Annotated in this window: 20 protein-coding genes; 10 read left to right on the forward strand and 10 right to left on the reverse strand. The window is 65.8% G+C overall.

All coding sequences use genetic code 11. The features are described 5' to 3' along the window. Positions 1-3 precede the first annotated feature (3 nt). Genes EBMC1_RS04775 through EBMC1_RS04820 form a run of 10 tightly spaced genes read left to right on the forward strand, consistent with a single transcriptional unit; the run spans position 4 to position 6,974 of the window. On the forward strand, positions 4-621 hold the full coding sequence (locus tag EBMC1_RS04775; RefSeq protein ID WP_003041433.1) for a flagellar basal body-associated FliL family protein: 618 nt from the start codon (positions 4-6) through the stop codon (positions 619-621). Continuing rightward, on the forward strand, positions 618-1,547 hold the full coding sequence (locus EBMC1_RS04780; RefSeq protein ID WP_003041435.1) for a flagellar motor switch protein FliM: 930 nt from the start codon (positions 618-620) through the stop codon (positions 1,545-1,547). Before EBMC1_RS04775 ends, EBMC1_RS04780 begins: the two co-directional genes overlap by 4 nt. Beyond that, a complete protein-coding gene (fliN, locus tag EBMC1_RS04785) occupies positions 1,540-1,878 on the forward strand; it encodes a flagellar motor switch protein FliN (RefSeq protein WP_003041437.1) in 339 nt (112 codons plus the stop codon). The genes EBMC1_RS04780 and fliN overlap by 8 nt, the downstream gene beginning before the upstream one ends. Further along, entirely contained in the window at positions 1,878-2,156 is a 279-nt protein-coding gene (locus tag EBMC1_RS04790; protein WP_003041439.1) for a flagellar biosynthetic protein FliO, read from the forward strand. The genes fliN and EBMC1_RS04790 overlap by 1 nt, the downstream gene beginning before the upstream one ends. Beyond that, the gene (gene fliP / locus EBMC1_RS04795; protein ID WP_003041441.1) at positions 2,146-2,931 is read left to right on the forward strand and encodes a flagellar type III secretion system pore protein FliP; all 786 of its coding nucleotides are present in this window, start codon (positions 2,146-2,148) and stop codon (positions 2,929-2,931) included. The genes EBMC1_RS04790 and fliP overlap by 11 nt, the downstream gene beginning before the upstream one ends. A gap of 4 nt (positions 2,932-2,935) precedes the next feature. Beyond that, positions 2,936-3,205, forward strand: coding sequence for a flagellar biosynthetic protein FliQ (locus EBMC1_RS04800; RefSeq protein ID WP_003041444.1), 270 nt, complete (start codon positions 2,936-2,938; stop codon positions 3,203-3,205). A gap of 7 nt (positions 3,206-3,212) precedes the next feature. Continuing rightward, a complete protein-coding gene (gene fliR, locus EBMC1_RS04805; protein WP_003041447.1) occupies positions 3,213-3,992 on the forward strand; it encodes a flagellar biosynthetic protein FliR in 780 nt (259 codons plus the stop codon). A gap of 2 nt (positions 3,993-3,994) precedes the next feature. After that, a complete protein-coding gene (flhB, locus tag EBMC1_RS04810) occupies positions 3,995-5,134 on the forward strand; it encodes a flagellar type III secretion system protein FlhB (RefSeq protein WP_003041452.1) in 1,140 nt (379 codons plus the stop codon). 56 nt (positions 5,135-5,190) lie between these two features. Beyond that, complete coding sequence (gene fliD, locus EBMC1_RS04815) at positions 5,191-6,573, forward strand: flagellar filament capping protein FliD (RefSeq protein ID WP_003041454.1); 1,383 nt, start codon at positions 5,191-5,193, stop codon at positions 6,571-6,573. 11 nt (positions 6,574-6,584) lie between these two features. Continuing rightward, positions 6,585-6,974, forward strand: coding sequence for a flagellar export chaperone FliS (locus EBMC1_RS04820; protein WP_003041457.1), 390 nt, complete (start codon positions 6,585-6,587; stop codon positions 6,972-6,974). A gap of 152 nt (positions 6,975-7,126) precedes the next feature. On the opposite strand, the gene EBMC1_RS04825 is transcribed toward EBMC1_RS04820, so the two are convergent. The 10 genes from EBMC1_RS04825 to flgF form a co-directional block, all read right to left on the reverse strand. Next, positions 7,127-8,197, reverse strand: a complete 1,071-nt coding sequence (locus EBMC1_RS04825; RefSeq protein WP_120694154.1) for a sigma-54 interaction domain-containing protein — start codon at positions 8,195-8,197, stop codon at positions 7,127-7,129. Positions 8,198-8,376: 179 nt separating this feature from the next. After that, positions 8,377-9,237 carry a flagellar motor protein MotB gene (locus tag EBMC1_RS04830; RefSeq protein ID WP_003041462.1) on the reverse strand — a complete coding sequence of 287 codons (861 nt, stop codon included), beginning with the start codon at positions 9,235-9,237 and terminating at the stop codon, positions 8,377-8,379. Next, positions 9,237-10,100 carry a flagellar motor stator protein MotA gene (gene motA / locus EBMC1_RS04835; protein ID WP_003041465.1) on the reverse strand — a complete coding sequence of 288 codons (864 nt, stop codon included), beginning with the start codon at positions 10,098-10,100 and terminating at the stop codon, positions 9,237-9,239. Before motA ends, EBMC1_RS04830 begins: the two co-directional genes overlap by 1 nt. A gap of 93 nt (positions 10,101-10,193) precedes the next feature. Beyond that, positions 10,194-11,024, reverse strand: a complete 831-nt coding sequence (locus EBMC1_RS04840) for a flagellin (protein WP_003041471.1) — start codon at positions 11,022-11,024, stop codon at positions 10,194-10,196. A gap of 39 nt (positions 11,025-11,063) precedes the next feature. Beyond that, entirely contained in the window at positions 11,064-12,392 is a 1,329-nt protein-coding gene (gene flgK / locus EBMC1_RS04845) for a flagellar hook-associated protein FlgK (protein ID WP_003041473.1), read from the reverse strand. Then, on the reverse strand, positions 12,389-12,691 hold the full coding sequence (locus EBMC1_RS04850; protein WP_003041475.1) for a rod-binding protein: 303 nt from the start codon (positions 12,689-12,691) through the stop codon (positions 12,389-12,391). Before EBMC1_RS04850 ends, flgK begins: the two co-directional genes overlap by 4 nt. Further along, the gene (locus EBMC1_RS04855; protein ID WP_003041478.1) at positions 12,688-13,800 is read right to left on the reverse strand and encodes a flagellar basal body P-ring protein FlgI; all 1,113 of its coding nucleotides are present in this window, start codon (positions 13,798-13,800) and stop codon (positions 12,688-12,690) included. Before EBMC1_RS04855 ends, EBMC1_RS04850 begins: the two co-directional genes overlap by 4 nt. 23 nt (positions 13,801-13,823) lie before the next feature. Next, on the reverse strand, positions 13,824-14,507 hold the full coding sequence (locus EBMC1_RS04860; protein WP_003041480.1) for a flagellar basal body L-ring protein FlgH: 684 nt from the start codon (positions 14,505-14,507) through the stop codon (positions 13,824-13,826). After that, a complete protein-coding gene (flgG, locus tag EBMC1_RS04865; protein WP_003041483.1) occupies positions 14,488-15,276 on the reverse strand; it encodes a flagellar basal-body rod protein FlgG in 789 nt (262 codons plus the stop codon). The genes EBMC1_RS04860 and flgG overlap by 20 nt, the downstream gene beginning before the upstream one ends. A 12-nt stretch (positions 15,277-15,288) precedes the next feature. After that, positions 15,289-16,032 (reverse strand): flagellar basal-body rod protein FlgF, encoded by a 744-nt coding sequence (flgF, locus tag EBMC1_RS04870; RefSeq protein ID WP_003041486.1) that lies wholly within the window; start codon positions 16,030-16,032, stop codon positions 15,289-15,291. Between the last annotated feature and the right edge of the window lie 31 nt (positions 16,033-16,063).

A 16,063-nucleotide genomic window follows, 5' to 3' on the forward strand; every position in this document is an offset into this window, starting at 1 on the left:
GAGATGAGCAAGGACAAGGCCCCCGAAGCAGCGCCCAAGAAGGGCGGCAAGATGAAGAAGCTGCTGGTGGTCGGCGTCGGCGGAACCGCGCTGATCGGCGCCGGTGCTGGCGCGGGCATCTATCTGGGTGGCGGCCTCGGCGAGCATAAGGCGACGCCGCAGGACAATTACCCCAAGCTGGTCGTACGCAGCGAAAAGGAAGAAGCGGCCTCGGGCGAGGGCGGCGAAGGCGGCGGTGCGCCGGCGCTGAAGGTCGGTACCGTCTCCGTTCCCAACGATCATTACAAGGTCGATCCCCGCAAATATGAGATCACCTATTATCCGATCGAACAGCCCTTCACGACCAATCTGGCCGACGGATCGGGCTTTCTTCAGGTCGGGATCAGCCTGTCGACCTATTATGACGGCAAGCTGATCACCAACATCAAGCGGCAGGAGGTGCCGATCCGGTCGGCCGTCCTGATGACGCTTGCCGAACAGGATCCGGCGCTGCTTTCGACGTCGCAGGGCAAACAGCGGCTTCAACGCCAGTTGACCAATGCGATTAACCAAGTACTGCGCGACAAGGAGGGGTTCGGGGGCATCGACAATGTCTATTTCACAAGCTTGGTGATTCAGTGACGCTAAACGCCAAACCCGTAGCGGCCGCAGACGCCGCGGCGCGGCAGGAGGCCGACGCGCAGGCGTCGCTGCTGCTCCGCCGGTCGGAGGGCAGCTATGCCTTTCCGCTGCTCGACGCCGTGAGCAACCAGTTCGCGCGCAGCCTGCGCGATCTGGTGCGCGCGCTCGGCGCGCCGCTCGTGCAGATTGAGCGCGCGCCCGCGGAAACGATGCGCTTTGCCGACTGGTGCGCCGTCGTCGAACCGGCGATTTTCTGGCGCTATCACGCGCCGCCGCTCAAGGGGCCGGTGCTGATCACCGGCGGCCGCGCGCTTGTCCTCCAGCTCGTCGACATCTTTTACGGCGGCAAGGGCCAGCCCGCCGGCGAGCGCGAGGATCTGACCGACGCCGAAGAACGCTTTGCCGCGCGCCTCGGCCGCGACATGGGGTTGCAGCTCGCCGCCGCGTGGCGCGACAAGCACCCGATCGATCCCGAACTCGATTTCGTCACCACCGAAAGCGCGAAGCTCGCCGCGGTGCGCGCCGACGACGAACTGCTCGTCCAGCGCTTCACGCTGCGCGGCGCGCCCTTCGATGGCAAGACCGTAATGTGCGCTTATCCGCAGGCGGCGCTGCGCGGAATCGCGGGCGCTGAACCGGTGCCCGAAATGCGCGACCTGCCGCAGACCGATCCTGTCTGGTCGAACGCGCTCAACAAGGCACTCAAGGACGTCCGCCTGCCCGTGCGTTCGGTCCTCGCGCGTCCCGAGATCAGCCTTGTCAAACTTCTGTCGCTCGAAGTTGGCGACATCATTCCCATCACCATGCCGCGCCAGGTGCCGGTGACCGTCGCTGGGCGCAAATTCGCGCTCGGCAGCATCGGCGAAGCCAATGGCAACGCCGCCATCATGATCGATCAAATCGAAAAAGGACCGGACAATGACTGACCTCAGCGACGCGCCCGCGGCGCCGCAGCGCGACCGCCGCGAAGGCAAGACGATTGCCGCCGCCCCTAATTTCGACCTGCTCGCCGGCGTTTCGCTGCGTGTCTCGGTCGAGGTCGGATCGACGTCGATGACGCTCGCCGAGCTGCTCACGATGACCGAAGGCAGCGTGATCGAACTCGACCGCGCGGCGACCGACCTGCTCGACATCTATGCCAATGGCACGCTGATCGCGAAGGGCGAGATCGTCAGCGTCGAGGGCCGCTACGGTATCCAGGTCGCCGAAGTCGTCGCGCCCGACCGCGGCATCGCCGGCTTCGACCGGAGGGCCTGATGCTCGAATATATCCTGCGCCTGCTGATCCTGCTGCCGATCGTCGGCGGCATGGCCTGGGGCAGCCTGTGGCTGTGGAAGCGCGTCCAGATGGGCGTGCCGCTGGGCGGCGGCGCGAAACAGGATCGGCCGGTCGACCTTGTCGGCGTGCTCCCCCTCGGTCCGGGGTCGAAGCTCGCGGTCGTCGAATTTGCCGGGCAACAGATTTTGATCGCGGTGTCGCGCAACGGCATCACGCGCCTTGCCGACAACAGCCAAGGCGATTTTCATGTCGACTGACGCCGCCCCGGCGCGCAGCCGCTGGCTGCGCCGCGCGGCGATTGCCGGCGGCATCGCGCTGTTCGTCGCCGCGGCGCCCGCGGCGCATGCGCAAGCAGCCGACGGCCTGACCCGCGCGGTCGGCGAAATCGGCGGCGACGGCCGCCCGCTCAGCCTGTCACTGCAGATCCTGCTGCTGATGAGCTTGCTGACGGTGCTGCCGTCGCTGCTCCTGATGATGACCAGCTTCACGCGCATCATCATCGTGCTGTCGATCCTGCGCCACGCACTCGGCCTGCAACAGACGCCGCCAAACCAGGTACTCGTCGGGCTCAGCCTCTTCCTGTCGCTGTTCGTGATGCAGCCGGTGCTCAGCGAGGTGAACCGCGTCGCGATCACCCCCTATGGCCAGGAACAGATCGACATCGGCGAGGCGGTCGTGCGGTCGGGCGACGCGCTCCACGGCTTCATGATGAAGCAGACGCGCAAGACCGACCTGATGATGTTCGCCAAGATCGCCAAGGCGCCCGAATATGCGAGCCCGAAGGACGTCCCCTTTTCGATCCTGCTGCCCGCCTTCGTCACCAGCGAACTCAAGACCGCCTTCCAGATCGGCTTCCTGATCTTTCTGCCCTTCCTCGTCATCGACCTGATCGTCGCATCGGCGCTGATGTCGCTCGGCATGATGATGCTGTCGCCGACAGTCATATCGATGCCGTTCAAACTGCTGCTCTTCGTCCTCGTCGACGGCTGGGCGCTGACGATGGGGTCGCTCGCCTCGTCGTTCGGGACATAGGGCGATGGAGGCCGATTATTTCATCGGTGTCGCACAGCACGCGCTGTGGATTCTCGCGCTCGCCTCGGCGCCGATCCTGATTCCGGTGCTCGTCATCGGCGTGCTGCTCGGCATGGTCCAGGCGGCGACCTCGATCAACGAACAGACGCTCAGCTTCGTACCAAAGCTCATCATCACCGCCATCTGTCTGGCGATCTTCGGCAGCAGTATCCTGGTCCTGCTTACCGATTTCACCCGCGACCTGTTCGCCCAGATACCCAATCTGGTCCGATAGGGCCGCGATGAACCCGGCCGATATCCCGAATATCGAGGCGATGCTCCAGCTTTGGATGCTGGGGATGATCCGCCCCGGCGCCGCCTTTCTGGCCGCGCCGGTGTTCGGGGCGACGAACGTGCCGGTGCAGCTCCGCCTCGTCATCGCGCTCGCCGTCGGCGTTCCGGCGGTCGCGGCATCGGGGCTCCATCTGCCGCCCGAAGGGCTCGTGTCCTTCACCGGCCTGCTCCTCGTCGCGGGCGAGGTCGTGATCGGGCTCGCGATCGGCTTCGTGCTCCAAATGGGGCTCGCCGCGGCGCTGCTCGCGGGCGAGGCGATCAGCAACGCCATGGGCCTCGGCTTCGCGGCAATGGTCGATCCGATGAGCGGGCAGATGAGCTCGGCGGTCGGCCAGTTCCTCTCGATGCTCGCCACCGCGCTGTTCCTGGCGGCGAACGGCCATCTGCTGCTCATCGAGATCATCGTGCAGAGCTATAATGCGCTGCCGCCGGGCAACGCCTTTCCCTCCTATGGCGCGATCGAAGGCATCTTGCGCTTCGGCAGCCTGATGTTCGCGGCGGGGCTGACCATCGCCCTGCCCGTCGGCTTCGTGCTGATCATGGTCCAGATGGTGATGGGCGTCATCGGGCGCTCGGCTCCGGCGATGAACCTGTTCGCGGTCGGCCTGCCGGCGACGCTGCTTGCCGGGGTCATCCTGCTCGGCATCGCGACCCCCGCGATGGCCGAGGCGATCGCCCGCTTCCTGTCCGATGCGCTCGACATGGCGCGCCTGCTCGCGGGGGGCTGACGATGGCCGAACAGTCGGACAAGGACCAGAAAACCGAACAACCAACCCCGAAAAAGCGCGCCGACGCCGCGCGCGAGGGCGATGTGCTGATGTCGCGCGAACTCGCGACCGCGCTGATGATGCTCGCGGGTGCGGGCTGGCTTTTTGCCGCGGGCGGCTGGCTCGTCCAGTCGGCGGGCGACCTCATGAAACGCGGCCTGACGCTCAGCGCCGACGACGTCGCGCATTTTGCGCCGGGCGAAGCGGTGATGCGCAACGGATTCGAAATTCTGCTGCCGCTCGGCAGCCTGTTCGCGCTCGCCTTCGTCGCTGCGATCGCGGCGCCCGCGATGCTCGGTTCGCTCGGCTGGCGCGGCAAGGCGCTCAATTTCAAGGGCAACCGCATCAATCCGCTGAATGGCCTCAAGCGCATCTTCGGGCCGCAGGGGCTGATCGAACTGGTCAAGTCGATCGCCAAGGTGCTGCTGCTCGGAACGATCGGCTATTGGCTGATCGCGGTCAATCTGCCCGCGATCATGACCATGGCGTCGACCGATCTCAATGCCGCGATCGGGCTCGCCGGCAGCGCCATCGGCCATTCGATGCTCGCGATGGCGGGCGGGCTGGTGGTGATCGCGCTGATCGACGTTCCCGCCCAATGGTATCAGCGCAACCGGCGTCTGATGATGACCAAGCAGGAAGTCAAAGAGGAGATGCGCCAGTCTGACGGCGCCCCCGAACTCAAGCAGGCGCAGCGCCAGCGGGCGCACGAAATATTGAGCGGGTCGGCGCGCAAGGCGGTGACCGACGCGACGGTCGTGCTCACCAACCCGACGCATTTCTCGGTCGCGCTGCGCTATCGCCCCGGCGTCGATGCAGCGCCGGTGGTCGTCGCCCGCGGGCGCGGCGATGTCGCGCTGGCGATCCGCGAGCTTGCCCGCGGCGCCGACATTCCGATCCTGGAATATCCGCAACTCGCCCGTGCGATCTATTTCACCGTGCGCGCCGGGCGGACGATCCCAGAAGAATTGTTCGTCGCGGTCGCCACGATCCTCGCCTTCGTGTTCCAACTCGAACGCGCGGTCGCCGAGGGACGCAGCCAGCCCGATGTCGAGATTCCGGTGTCGCACCAATTCGATCCCGACGGGCGCCGACAAGGCTGATTTCGCGCTTAATGTCGCGCGCGCGCGGCCGTTAAGAGGAGCGAAGGATATTTGCCATGGCTCTCACTTCCATTGCCAGTTCGCTCGGCGCCGGGTCGGGGATCGACATTCCCAAGCTTGTCGATGATCTTGCGGCTGCCTCGCGCGAGCCCAAGGTTACGCGGCTCTCGACGCTGGCGCAGCAGAATCAGGCGCGGATCAGCGCCGTTTCGCAGGCGCGATCGAACCTTGAAGGCTTTGCCGATTCGCTGGCGCAGATGGTGTCCGACGGCACCTTGCGCAGTACGCCGACGGTTTCGGACGAAAGCGTGATTTCGGCAACGACGCGCGCCGGTATCAACGCCGACAGCTTCTCGGCAACGGTGGTCGTCGACCAGCTTGCCCGGGCGCAGACCGCCTATTCGGCGGTGGTCGCCGACAGGACGGCGGCGATCGGGACGGGCACGATGACGCTCAGCGTCGGCGGCACCGACCATGTGATCACGATCGACAGCACGAACAACAGCCTCGAAGGGCTGGCAAAGGCGATCAACGCCAGCGGCAGCGGCGTATCGGCCTCGATCGTGTCCGACACTGGCGGCAGCCGGATCGTGCTCAAGGGCGCGACGGGAGCGGCGAACAGCTTCACGCTGACTGCCGACGCGGGCGCCGATCCGGCGCTCGCGGCGTTCGGCTATGGTGCAGACGGCGGCATGACGCTCGGCCAATCGGCGACCGATGCCCAATTCACGATCGACGGCGTGGCCTATAGCCGCAGTTCCAATATCGTCGACGACGTGATTCCCGGCATGTCGCTCACGCTTAAAAAGGCATCGCCAGGCCAGGAGGTGGATGTGGGGGCAAGTCGCCCGCTCGACATGATCCGGCAGACGGTGAAGGATTTCGTCGACGTCTATAACCAGCTCAAGAAGAGCATCACCGACGCCGCCGCGATGTCGGGTGACACGCGGGGCCTGCGCGAGCTCGAGGGCCAGTTGCGCGGCATGATGTCGCAAACGCTGACCAGCAGCGGCACCTACACGACGCTCGCCGACATTGGCATCTACACGAACAAGGACGGCCTGCTTGCCGTCGATCAAACCCGGCTGGAAACCGCCCTGACGACCGACGCCGGCGCGGTCGAAGCATTGTTTAATCCGCCGCGCGACGGCGCGCATACCGACGTCAGCGATCCGGGCATCGCCGGTGTGCTTGACGCTCTGCGCGACAAGGCCGTGGGGACAGGCGGCGTGATCGATCGCGTCACCAGGACGCTCGATGCCAAGAGCAAGGATCTTGCCGACCAGCTCGACAAGGTCAACGAGCGCGAAGATGCCTATCGCGCGCGGCTGGAGAAAAAATACAGCACGCTCGACGCCAAGCTGGCAGCCTTCAAGGCGACCCAGGCCTATCTGGAACAGCAGATCCAGATGTGGAACAACCAGAACAGCAATAACTAAGGGTTTTCGCCGTGCCTGCCACCGCCTCGATCGTCCGCGCCACCGGCACCTACCGCCGGCTGCAGCAGGAAAGCCGCGCCGAGGGCGCCGACCCGGTCGAGCTCGTCGCCATGCTCTATGACGAGCTGGAGACGGCGGTCGGCGTGCTCGGATCGATGGCGCGACAGGGACAGCGCGTCTCCGCCACCGACCCCGCGCACCGCGCGCGCGCGATCCTGATCGGACTCGACGCCAATATCGATCATAGCGCGGGCGGCGATGTCGCCGCGGCGCTGTCGCGCGTCTATCGCAGCATGCGCCGCAAGCTCGATGAGGCGATCGCCGCCAATCACGAAGACGGCTTTGCCGAGGTGCTCGACGGCATCCGCACGATCGCCGAGGCTTGGCGCCAGCTTCGCTGACGCGCCCGCGTCGTCTCTTCATTATCGATCGGTAAAAAAGGGTTCGGCACCGGCCGCGGCCCGCGCCGTCGCTATAAGTGGGGACAAGCGACGACGGGGGTGGGGTGCGACCGGTGCCGAATTCAGCGGCGCCGAAACTGGTGGGGTAGTTTTCAGGCGGCCTGCTGCTGAACTCCATATTTGCGCATCTTTTCGATCAGCGTCGTGCGCTTGAGCGACAGGAGGCGGGCAGCCTCCGAAATGATGCCGTCGGCAAGGTCGAGCGCGACGTGGATCTGTTCGAGTTCGATCGTCTCGATCTCGCGCTTGAGGTCGATCGGCTGACCCGGCGCGGGCTTTTTCGCCTGCGCGCCGGCGGCCGCCGGGATGTCCAGCCCGCCGGCTGGTACCGCGACCGTACCCGTGGGGAGGATCGGCCGCGGTGCCAGCGCTGCGGTGGGGTTCAAAAGCATCGCGACATCGTCGCAGCCGAGCGTTTCGCCGCCGAACAGGACGCTGGCGCGCTCGACGAAATTACGCAGTTCGCGGACATTGCCCGGCCAGCGGTGCTGCATCAGCATCGCGATCGCGGCGTCGTCATAGCGGCACTTGGCGTCGGCCGGCATCTTGCGCTGGAAATGGCGGATCAGCGCGGGAATATCCTCGACGCGGCTCGCCAGGCTCGGCACCTGCAGGACGACGACGCCCAGGCGGAAGAAAAGATCTTCGCGGAATTTGCCTTCGGCGATCGCCGCGCCCAGATCCTGGTGCGTGGCCGAAATGACGCGGACATCGACCGGGCGGACCTCGCTGCTGCCGACGCGGACGATGGTGCGTTCCTCGAGCACGCGGAGCAGCTTGACCTGCATGTCGAAGCGCATGTCGCCGATTTCGTCGAGGAAGAGCGTGCCGCCGCTGGCGACTTCGAAATGGCCGATACGGCGCGCCGTGGCGCCAGTGAACGAGCCCTTTTCGTGGCCGAAGAGTTCGGATTCGATAAGTTCGCTGGGGATGGCGCCGCAGTTGATCGCGGCGAAGGCCTTGCCGGCGCGCACGCCTTCATCGTGGATGGCCCGGGCGACCAGTTCCTTGCCCGATCCCGACGGACCGCACAGCATGACCGAGGCATTCGACCGCGCCACCCGGCGGATCATCTCGCGCAGCTGGCTGACCGCCGGGCTGTTGCCGATGATCAGCGCTTCGAGCGCTGCGTTATTGCCCTTGTTCTGCCCCACCTCAGTCATTTTCGTCTCCATGGCGCCCCCCATGGCGCCTTTCCGATGAGCCGAGAGATTGAGGAAAATGGTAAACGAAAGATTATCCAGACTATTACAACCCATTGAAAACAAATTGTTATTGCCAATCTGGCAGCAATGATCGCGCAATTGCGCTGTTAAGGATTTATCTTACTGCCAATCTGGCACTAATATTTGGCCGCGCTGCCCCAGCCGAGCGTGATCGAGATGCGCCGGTTGCGCGGGTCGAAGCGATTCGACGGGACATAGGGTTCGCGGTCGGCGACCCCTTCGATGCGCGAGAAGCGGTTTGAATCGATCCCGCGGAACTGGAGATAGTTGCGCACCACCTCCGCCCGGTCGACCGACAGCCGCCAGTTGTTGGTGCCCGCGCCTGCCGACCAGGGTGCCGCATCGGTGTGACCGCGGATCATCAGCTGGTTCGGAACGCCCCCGATCGCCTCGGCCACTTCCTGGAACAGCCGCACGCCTTCGGGCGTGAGCTGGCTCGTTCCCATCGTGAACATCGAGAAATCGGCATCGTCGACTACGTCGATGCGCATGCCGTCGACGGTCTGGGTAAAGCGCAGGTTGCGCGCGAGGCGGCGCAGATCGCCCTTGCGCTGGACACGCTCGGCGAGCGATTTCGCGACCTGCTGGAACTTCTTGGTTTCCTGTTCGCGGCCCGAAGCCTCTTTGGGTCCGCCGACAACGTCGCGCGGGATCGTGATCGACCGCGTCCCCGTCTGCCCGGCGCGATGCGGATAATTGTCGGCCGAAACGATCGAATCGCCGCCGAACATGCCGTTGGACCCGGCGCTTTCCTGCTTGGTCTGGACGATCGTCGGCGCGAAATAGTCGGCAAGCGCCTTGCGCTGCTTTTCGGTGGTGGCGCCCAGCAGCCACATGAGCAGGAAGAAGGCCATCATCGCGGTCACGAAGTCGGCATAGGCGACCTTCCACGCACCGCCATGATGGCCGCCATGGCCCCCCTCGATCACCTTTTTGACGATGATCGGCCGCGGCGGCGTGTTGGGACGCGCGGCCATCAGCGGCCCCGCATTCCGTCAAAGACCTCGGCGAAGCTCGGCTGGTTCGAATGTTCGACCCCCGAACGCGCCGCTTCGATGACGAGTGGCTGCGGGTGGCCGTGGAGCGATGCGATGATGAGCTGCTTCACCGTGTGATAGATGGCGCCGTCGCTTTCGATCACGCTTTTCGCGCGCGTCGCGAACGGGCCGACGAGCCCGTAGGCGAGCAACACGCCGAGGAAGGTGCCGACGAGCGCCGAACCGATCATCCCGCCCAGAATTTCCGGCGGCTTGTCGATCGAGCCCATCGTCTTCACCACGCCAAGCACCGCCGCGACGATGCCGAGCGCGGGGAGCGCGTCGGCGAGATTCTGCAAGCCGTCAGCCGGCTTCATCGCGTGGTGGTGGTGGTTCTTTACCGCATTGTCCATCACGTCCTCGACCGCGTGCGGATCGAGCGTTCCCGACGACACAACGACCAGGCGCAACGTATCGCAGATCAGGTGGACGAGCGTGCTGTCCTTGAGCAGCCTGGGATATTGCTGGAAGATGGGCGAGCTTTTGGGGTCTTCGATATGCGGTTCGACCGCGACCGGTCCTTCGGTGCGCATCATCTTCATCAGCGAGGACACGAGCAGGATGACGTCGAGATAATCCTGCTTCTTGTACTGCGGCCCCTTGAACACCTTGCCAAGCCCGCCGGCGAGCGCCTTCAGGTCGGCGCCCGAATTGCCGATGATCAGCGATCCGACCGCGGCGCCGCCGATGATGAGCATTTCGTGCGGCAGGGCGTGCATGACGGGGCCAAGATTGCCGCCCGTCAGCGCAAAACCCCCGAACACCAGCAGGATCAGTACGACGATGCCGATTACGGGAAACATGCGCGCTCAACTCCATCCGGACCCGCCCGGGGTCCGCCTAAACAGGGACGTCTCTTACGCTTAACGGCAGCGGCGCCGGAAACTTGAGGCCGCTCAGCTCAAAAGATCGAACAAACTCTGCCGGTTGATCTTGGCAAAGGCCGCCTGCGCAGCGCCGAGCGTCAGATCGGCAGCGTTGAGCTGCGCGATCGCAACCGAAAGATCGGTATCCTCGACCGACGAGCGTTCGTCGGCCAGCGTCACGCCGCGCGCGGCAAGGCTGTCACCGATCCGCTCGAGGCGGCCGGCAGCGAGGCCTATGGCGGCGTTCTGGTCAGCAGTGTGGTTGATTGCGGTGTCGAGAGCGGTCATCGACCCACCCATCGCCGTCTTGTCGCCTGCCGCCACCGCGGCCGCGGCATCGCGGACGAAAGTCGACAAGCTCGTCCCGCTGACGGCCAGGGCATCGGCTGCAGATGGCACCGGGGCGAATACCGTGTCCGAATCGAACCGCATTGCGCGCGCATTGCCGGTTGCGAAAAGCGGTTCGCCGTTCGCATCGCGGGTCGCGGCCAGCCCGTCGATCTGGTCGGCAATCGCGCTCAATTCCGCGGCGATCGTCGCGCGATCGGCCGGACTCGCGGTGTCGCTCGCCGCATTGAGCGTGAGTTCCCGAGCACGGGTGAGCAGATCGCTCGTCGATTCCAGAACACCGTCGGCCTGCGCGGCGAGCGCCTTGCCGGTGTTGATGTTGGTCGCCCAGGTGTCCATCGCCGCTTGGGTCTTGCCGATCGTCGCGATCCGCTTCGACGCCACGACATCGTCGGACATGCGCTGGAGCCGTTTGCCGGTCGAGACCTGGATCTGCAGCTTTTCGATCTGTTCGGCGAGCTTTGACTGGCGCGCGATCTCGCGCGTCATGCGGTTGCCGGTGGCGTTAATCATCGTTCTGCCCCTTGTGGCTCATGGCCCCAAATCCTTCGCCTACACCGCGTTCAGCAGCGCCTGCATCGTGTCGCGCGCGACCTGGATCGTGCGCGCCGCCGCCGAATAGGCTTGCTGGAAACGCAGCAGATCGGCCGCCTCGCGGTCGAGATCGATTTCGCTGACCGCGCTGCGTGCCGCCGAGGCGGCGTCGCGGCGGGTCGTCGCGGCGGCGTCCTGCGCGCGCGCCGATGCGGTCGCCTGCGCCTGCGTCGCCATATGCGCCGCCCAGGCGCTTTCGGGATCGTTCGACCCGCGCATCCCGCCGATCGCAAGCATATTGCCGTTGCTGCTCGTCGCATCGGCCGCCGCGACCTGTGCGGTCGTCAACGGCGCCGCGGCCAGTGTCGCAGCGCTGCCGGCGCCAGCGAACAGCGGCTGGCCCGGATTGCCATTGGCATCGATGCCCGCCTGGTGTGCAGCGTTGACCTGGTTCGCGAACTGCGCCGACATGGTGTCGAGCCCCGCGCGCTGGTCGGCGACATGGTTCGCCGCCTCGGCCAGTCCGGCGAGCGATCCCGTCGCGGTCGTGAACGGCGATCCGCCGATACTGTAGGACAGCCGGCCGTCGGCCGCAGCGCTGACCGAAATCGGCGTCACGACGCCGCCGCCGACCAGCGTATCGCCGGTCGCCGTTGCGGTCAGCGTCACCGCGCCATGGCTGTCGAAACTCGCGGTGACGCCGGCCTGCGTCGAAAGCTCGTCGAGCAAACGGTCGCGCTCGTCGAGCAGCGATGCCTCGTTGGTCGATCCCGGGCGTGCCTTGCGCAGCCCGATGTTGATCTGTTCGAGGGCGTTCAAATTGGTGTTGAAGCTGTCGACTTCGCCCGCCGCGGCGCTCGAAATCCCGTCGGCCATGCTCGAAAGCTGGCCCGCCGCGGTGCGGAATCCCGACGCGACATCGTCGACCGATTGCAGAAACTGCGCCCGCAACGTGGGGTTCGACGGATCGGCGGTGAGCAGATCGGCAGTGTTGAACAGCTTGCCCAGCCCGGTCGCGATCCCGTTCGAATCGTCGCTCATTGCGGCCTCGACCTTGTTCATCCAGTCGAGTTTGGTCGCCGAGCGCTCGGCGTCGCCCGACGAAATGCGCGAATCCTGAATGAGCCACTGGTCGACCGAACGCGTCACGCCCTGGATCGCCACGCCGCCCGGTTTGATCGAGCTGCGATAGAGCGGCATGTTGCTCGCCGCCTGATTCTCGACCAGTTCGAGCGTACGCCGCGCATAGCCGGGCGTCTGCGCGTTGGCGATATTGTCGCCGATCGTCGACAGCGCGCGCGAATAGGCGCGCAGGCCGCTGGCGCCGATGTTGAGAAGGTCGCTCACTGCGCGCCTCCGACCCGGGCGCGGAACTGCGCCTCGACCATGTCGGCGATACCGAACTGGCGCATCGAGGCGATGCTGTCCGCGGTCTTGGCGTCGGCCATTTCGCGGAAATTGTCGGTCGCGCTCGATCCGAAGATGTCGTCGCCCAGCTTGGCCTGCCGCATCGACGAGAGGAGCTGACGCAGGATGACCGCCTCGAAGGATTCGGCCGCTTTGCGCAATCCGCCGTCGCCGCTGCCGGCCCCGGCGGGGGCGGCACTGGCGGCGGGGGCGCCGATCGAAGAAAGAGGTGTCGTCATATGATCACCAGTTCCGCAGTGAGCGCGCCGGCTTGGCTCAGCGCCTCGAGGATGGCGACAAGGTCGCCGGGAGGAACGCCCATGCGATTGATCGCATCGACGAGCTCGGAAAGCGATGCGGTGGGCTTCACCATCATCACCGGACGATATTCCTGGTCGACGCCGATCTCGCTCGACTGTTCGACCGTCGTTTCCCCGCGGCTGAACGGTGCGGGCTGCACCACCGTGGGCGATTCCTTGACCGAGACGGAGAGCTTGCCCTGCGTCACCGCCGCGGTGCCGACCCGGACCGCGCCGTTGATAACGACCGTTCCGGTGCGCGCATTAACAATGACTTTGGCGGGCGGTTCGGCGCGGATAACCTCGAGATTCTCGATTCGGGACATCAGGCGCATGCGATCGTCGCCGCTGCCGCCGGCGCGAATCGAGATGCTCGCACCGTCGAGCATCGTCGCCGCACCCGGCCCGACCGCACGGTTGATCGCATCGGTGACGCGCTGGGCGTTAGTCGCATCGAACTGGTGGAGGTTGAAGGTCAGCTGGTCGCCATAGGCAAATCCCGTATCGACCGCGCGCTCGACTGTCGCGCCGCCGGCGATCCGTCCGCTCGACGGCACATTGACCGTCAGCTTGGAACCGTCGGCGGCGTCGACCCCCAGACCGCCGATGACGAGGTTACCCTGCGCCATCGCGTAAATCTGTCCGTCCGCGCCATAGAGCGGCGCGAGCACCAGCGTGCCGCCGCGCAGACTCTTGGCCTTGCCGATCGCCGACACGGTGATGTCGAGCCGCTGGCCAGGCTTGGAAAAGGGCGGAAGTTCGGCGGTGACCATCACCGCAGCCGCATTTTTGAGCGCCGGGTTAACCCCGGCAGGAAGCGTCATGCCAAAGCGCGACATCGCGCCCTTCATTCCCAGCGTCGAATAATCGAGGCTGTCGTCGCCCGTTCCGGCGAGGCCCACGACGATGCCATAGCCGGTAAGCTGGTTGGCGCGCAGGCCCTGGAACTGGCCCATGTCCTTGATCCGCTCGGCCGACGCCGGCGCCGCGAAGCCGAAGCCCGCGATCAGCAGGAGGAAGAGGGCGAGAAGGGTGGGACGCTTGGTCACGGCACTATCCTTTAAAAAGGCGTTCAGAAGGGGCTGATGATCGAGAAGAAACGCTGCAGCCAACCCTGCTTGCTGGCGCGGGCGATCTCGCCCTTGCCGACGTAGCGGATCGTCGCGTTGGCGACGCGGGTCGACAGGACTCGGTTGTCGGGGCCGATGTCGATCGGCCGCACGAGGCCCGAGATCTGGACGCGCTCGTCGCCGCGATTGAGCGTCAGCAGCTTTTCGCCGCGCACCAGCATCATCCCGTTGGGATAGACTTCGGCGACGGTGACGCTGATCTCGCCCGACAGCGCGTTGGACTGGGCGGCATCGCCCTTGCCCTTGAACTGCTGGTCGCCGCCCGCGCCAATGTCGCTGGGCGAAAAGAGCGACAGCGGACCGGTCGATGGCGGGGTCAGGCCGATGCTGCCGCCGCGCTGCGTCGTCGCGCTGTTGCTCTTGGTCGCCGCAGTGCGTTCGACGAGCTGGATCGTGACGATGTCGCCGACCCGGCCGGCGCGGCCGCCCGAGGTGAGCGGGGTATAGCCGCCCTGGAAGATGGCACCGTTGGGCGTCGGCGGCGGCGCGGGATCGACCGGCATCGCGACGGCAAAGGCGTCGGGTGCAACCTTGTCCTTCGCCAGCGCGGCGACCGGTGCCAGCATGCCGAAGGGCAGCAGCAGCGCCGATGCGAGGAGCAGGGCCTTAGAGCGTTTGCGTGGCATTTTTCATCATCTCGTCGGTGGCCTGGATCATCTTCGAATTGACTTCGTAGGCGCGCTGCGTCTCGATCATGTCGACCAGTTCCTCGACGACATTGACGTTCGATCCTTCGAGCATGCCCGACCGCAGGATGCCGCGGCCTTCCTCGCCTGCGGCGCCGACCTGCGGTGCGCCCGAAGCGGCGGTTTCGACGAGCATATTGTCGCCGATCGCCTGCAGGCCCGACGGATTGACGAAGCGTGCGATTTCGATGCGGCCGAGCTCGGTCGCCTCGGCCTGGCCGGGAACGGTCGCCGAAACGGTGCCGTCGGCGCCTACCGACACGCCGGTCGCGCCTTCGGGAACCTGGATATTCGGCTGCAGCGGCTTGCCGTCGGGCGTGACGATCGTGCCGTCGGCCGACATGGTGAAATTGCCGGCGCGGGTATATCCGGTGCGGCCGTCGGGCAGCAGCACCTGAAAGAAGCCGGCGCCTTCGATCGCCATGTCGAGCGCATTGCCCGTGGCGTTGAGCGAACCCTGCGTATCGATGCGCGCGGTGCCACCCAGTTCGACGCCGGTGCCGAGGTTGAGGCCGGTCGCGTAGCGGTTTTCCGACGACGAGGGCGCACCCGGCTGGGTCATCATCTGATAGCCCAGCGTTTCGAAATTGGCGCGGTCGCGCTTGAAGCCCGTGGTGTTCACATTGGCGAGGTTGTTCGCGATCACCTGCATCCGGAAGCCTTGGGCATCCAGACCGGTCCGCGCGACGTGCAAGGCACCGAAGCTCATTGTCTATTCTCCTTAACGGGGGAGCTGCATCAGGTTCGCGGTCGCGCTGTCCATGTCGCGCGCGTCGCTGATGAGCTTGAGTTGCGAATCCCAGCTGCGGCTCGCCTCGATCATCTCGACGAGAGCGCTGGTAGCGGCGACGTTCGATCCCTCGAGCGACCGCGTGACGACGCGCGCTTCGGGATCGTCGGGCAGGATGCCGCCGCCCTTGACGCGGAAAAGATTGTCGAGCCCCTTGACGATGTCCGATCCCGTGGGGGTCGTCAGGCGCAGCCGGTCGACTTCCTGCGGGTTCTGCGGATCGCCGCCGGTGGGCACGACCCAGATGCGCCCTTCGCTGTCGATGCTGACCTTGTCGGCGGGCGGAATGGTAACCGGGCCCTGCGCCCCCTGGACGGGATGACCGTCGCCGGTGGTGAGCAACCCGCTCGCCGAAACCTGCAGATCGCCACGGCGCGTATAGGCTTCTTCACCATTTTCGGCCTGCACAACGAGCAGCGCGTCGCCGGTCATCGCGACGTCAAGGTCGCGGCCGGTGGCGAACACCGCACCGGCGCGCATGTCGGCGCCGATCACTTCCTCCGACGACATGGCACGGGCATTGACGCCGCTGCCCTGCAGCCAGAGCGACTGCGCCTCTGCCATGTCGCCGCGAAAGCCGGGCGTCTGGGCATTGGCAAGATTGTTGGCGATCGCCGTCTGCCGGGCCTGGCTGCCCCGCATCGCGGTGAGGCTGGTGTAGATGAGACGGTCCATCTTCTGGCTCCCGGCAGACGGCTAATCGACG

Source organism: Sphingopyxis sp. MC1, assembly GCF_000371385.1.
GTDB classification, from domain to species: domain Bacteria; phylum Pseudomonadota; class Alphaproteobacteria; order Sphingomonadales; family Sphingomonadaceae; genus Sphingopyxis; species Sphingopyxis terrae.

Excerpts from the sequence above, each read along its gene's own strand:
- EBMC1_RS04860 (WP_003041480.1), bottom strand. The coding sequence starts at position 14,507 with ATGCCACGCAAACGCTCTAAGGCCCTGCTCCTCGCATCGGCGCTGCTG.
- flgF (WP_003041486.1), bottom strand. The coding sequence starts at position 16,032 with ATGGACCGTCTCATCTACACCAGCCTCACCGCGATGCGGGGCAGCCAG.
- EBMC1_RS04850 (WP_003041475.1), bottom strand. The coding sequence starts at position 12,691 with ATGACGACACCTCTTTCTTCGATCGGCGCCCCCGCCGCCAGTGCCGCC.
- fliN (WP_003041437.1), top strand. The coding sequence starts at position 1,540 with ATGACTGACCTCAGCGACGCGCCCGCGGCGCCGCAGCGCGACCGCCGC.
- EBMC1_RS04775 (WP_003041433.1), top strand. The coding sequence starts at position 4 with ATGAGCAAGGACAAGGCCCCCGAAGCAGCGCCCAAGAAGGGCGGCAAG.
- EBMC1_RS04830 (WP_003041462.1), bottom strand. The coding sequence starts at position 9,237 with ATGGCCGCGCGTCCCAACACGCCGCCGCGGCCGATCATCGTCAAAAAG.
- EBMC1_RS04825 (WP_120694154.1), bottom strand. The coding sequence starts at position 8,197 with ATGACTGAGGTGGGGCAGAACAAGGGCAATAACGCAGCGCTCGAAGCG.
- motA (WP_003041465.1), bottom strand. The coding sequence starts at position 10,100 with ATGTTTCCCGTAATCGGCATCGTCGTACTGATCCTGCTGGTGTTCGGG.
- flhB (WP_003041452.1), top strand. The coding sequence starts at position 3,995 with ATGGCCGAACAGTCGGACAAGGACCAGAAAACCGAACAACCAACCCCG.
- flgG (WP_003041483.1), bottom strand. The coding sequence starts at position 15,276 with ATGAGCTTCGGTGCCTTGCACGTCGCGCGGACCGGTCTGGATGCCCAA.
- fliD (WP_003041454.1), top strand. The coding sequence starts at position 5,191 with ATGGCTCTCACTTCCATTGCCAGTTCGCTCGGCGCCGGGTCGGGGATC.
- EBMC1_RS04840 (WP_003041471.1), bottom strand. The coding sequence starts at position 11,024 with ATGATTAACGCCACCGGCAACCGCATGACGCGCGAGATCGCGCGCCAG.
- fliP (WP_003041441.1), top strand. The coding sequence starts at position 2,146 with ATGTCGACTGACGCCGCCCCGGCGCGCAGCCGCTGGCTGCGCCGCGCG.
- fliR (WP_003041447.1), top strand. The coding sequence starts at position 3,213 with ATGAACCCGGCCGATATCCCGAATATCGAGGCGATGCTCCAGCTTTGG.
- EBMC1_RS04790 (WP_003041439.1), top strand. The coding sequence starts at position 1,878 with ATGCTCGAATATATCCTGCGCCTGCTGATCCTGCTGCCGATCGTCGGC.
- EBMC1_RS04800 (WP_003041444.1), top strand. The coding sequence starts at position 2,936 with ATGGAGGCCGATTATTTCATCGGTGTCGCACAGCACGCGCTGTGGATT.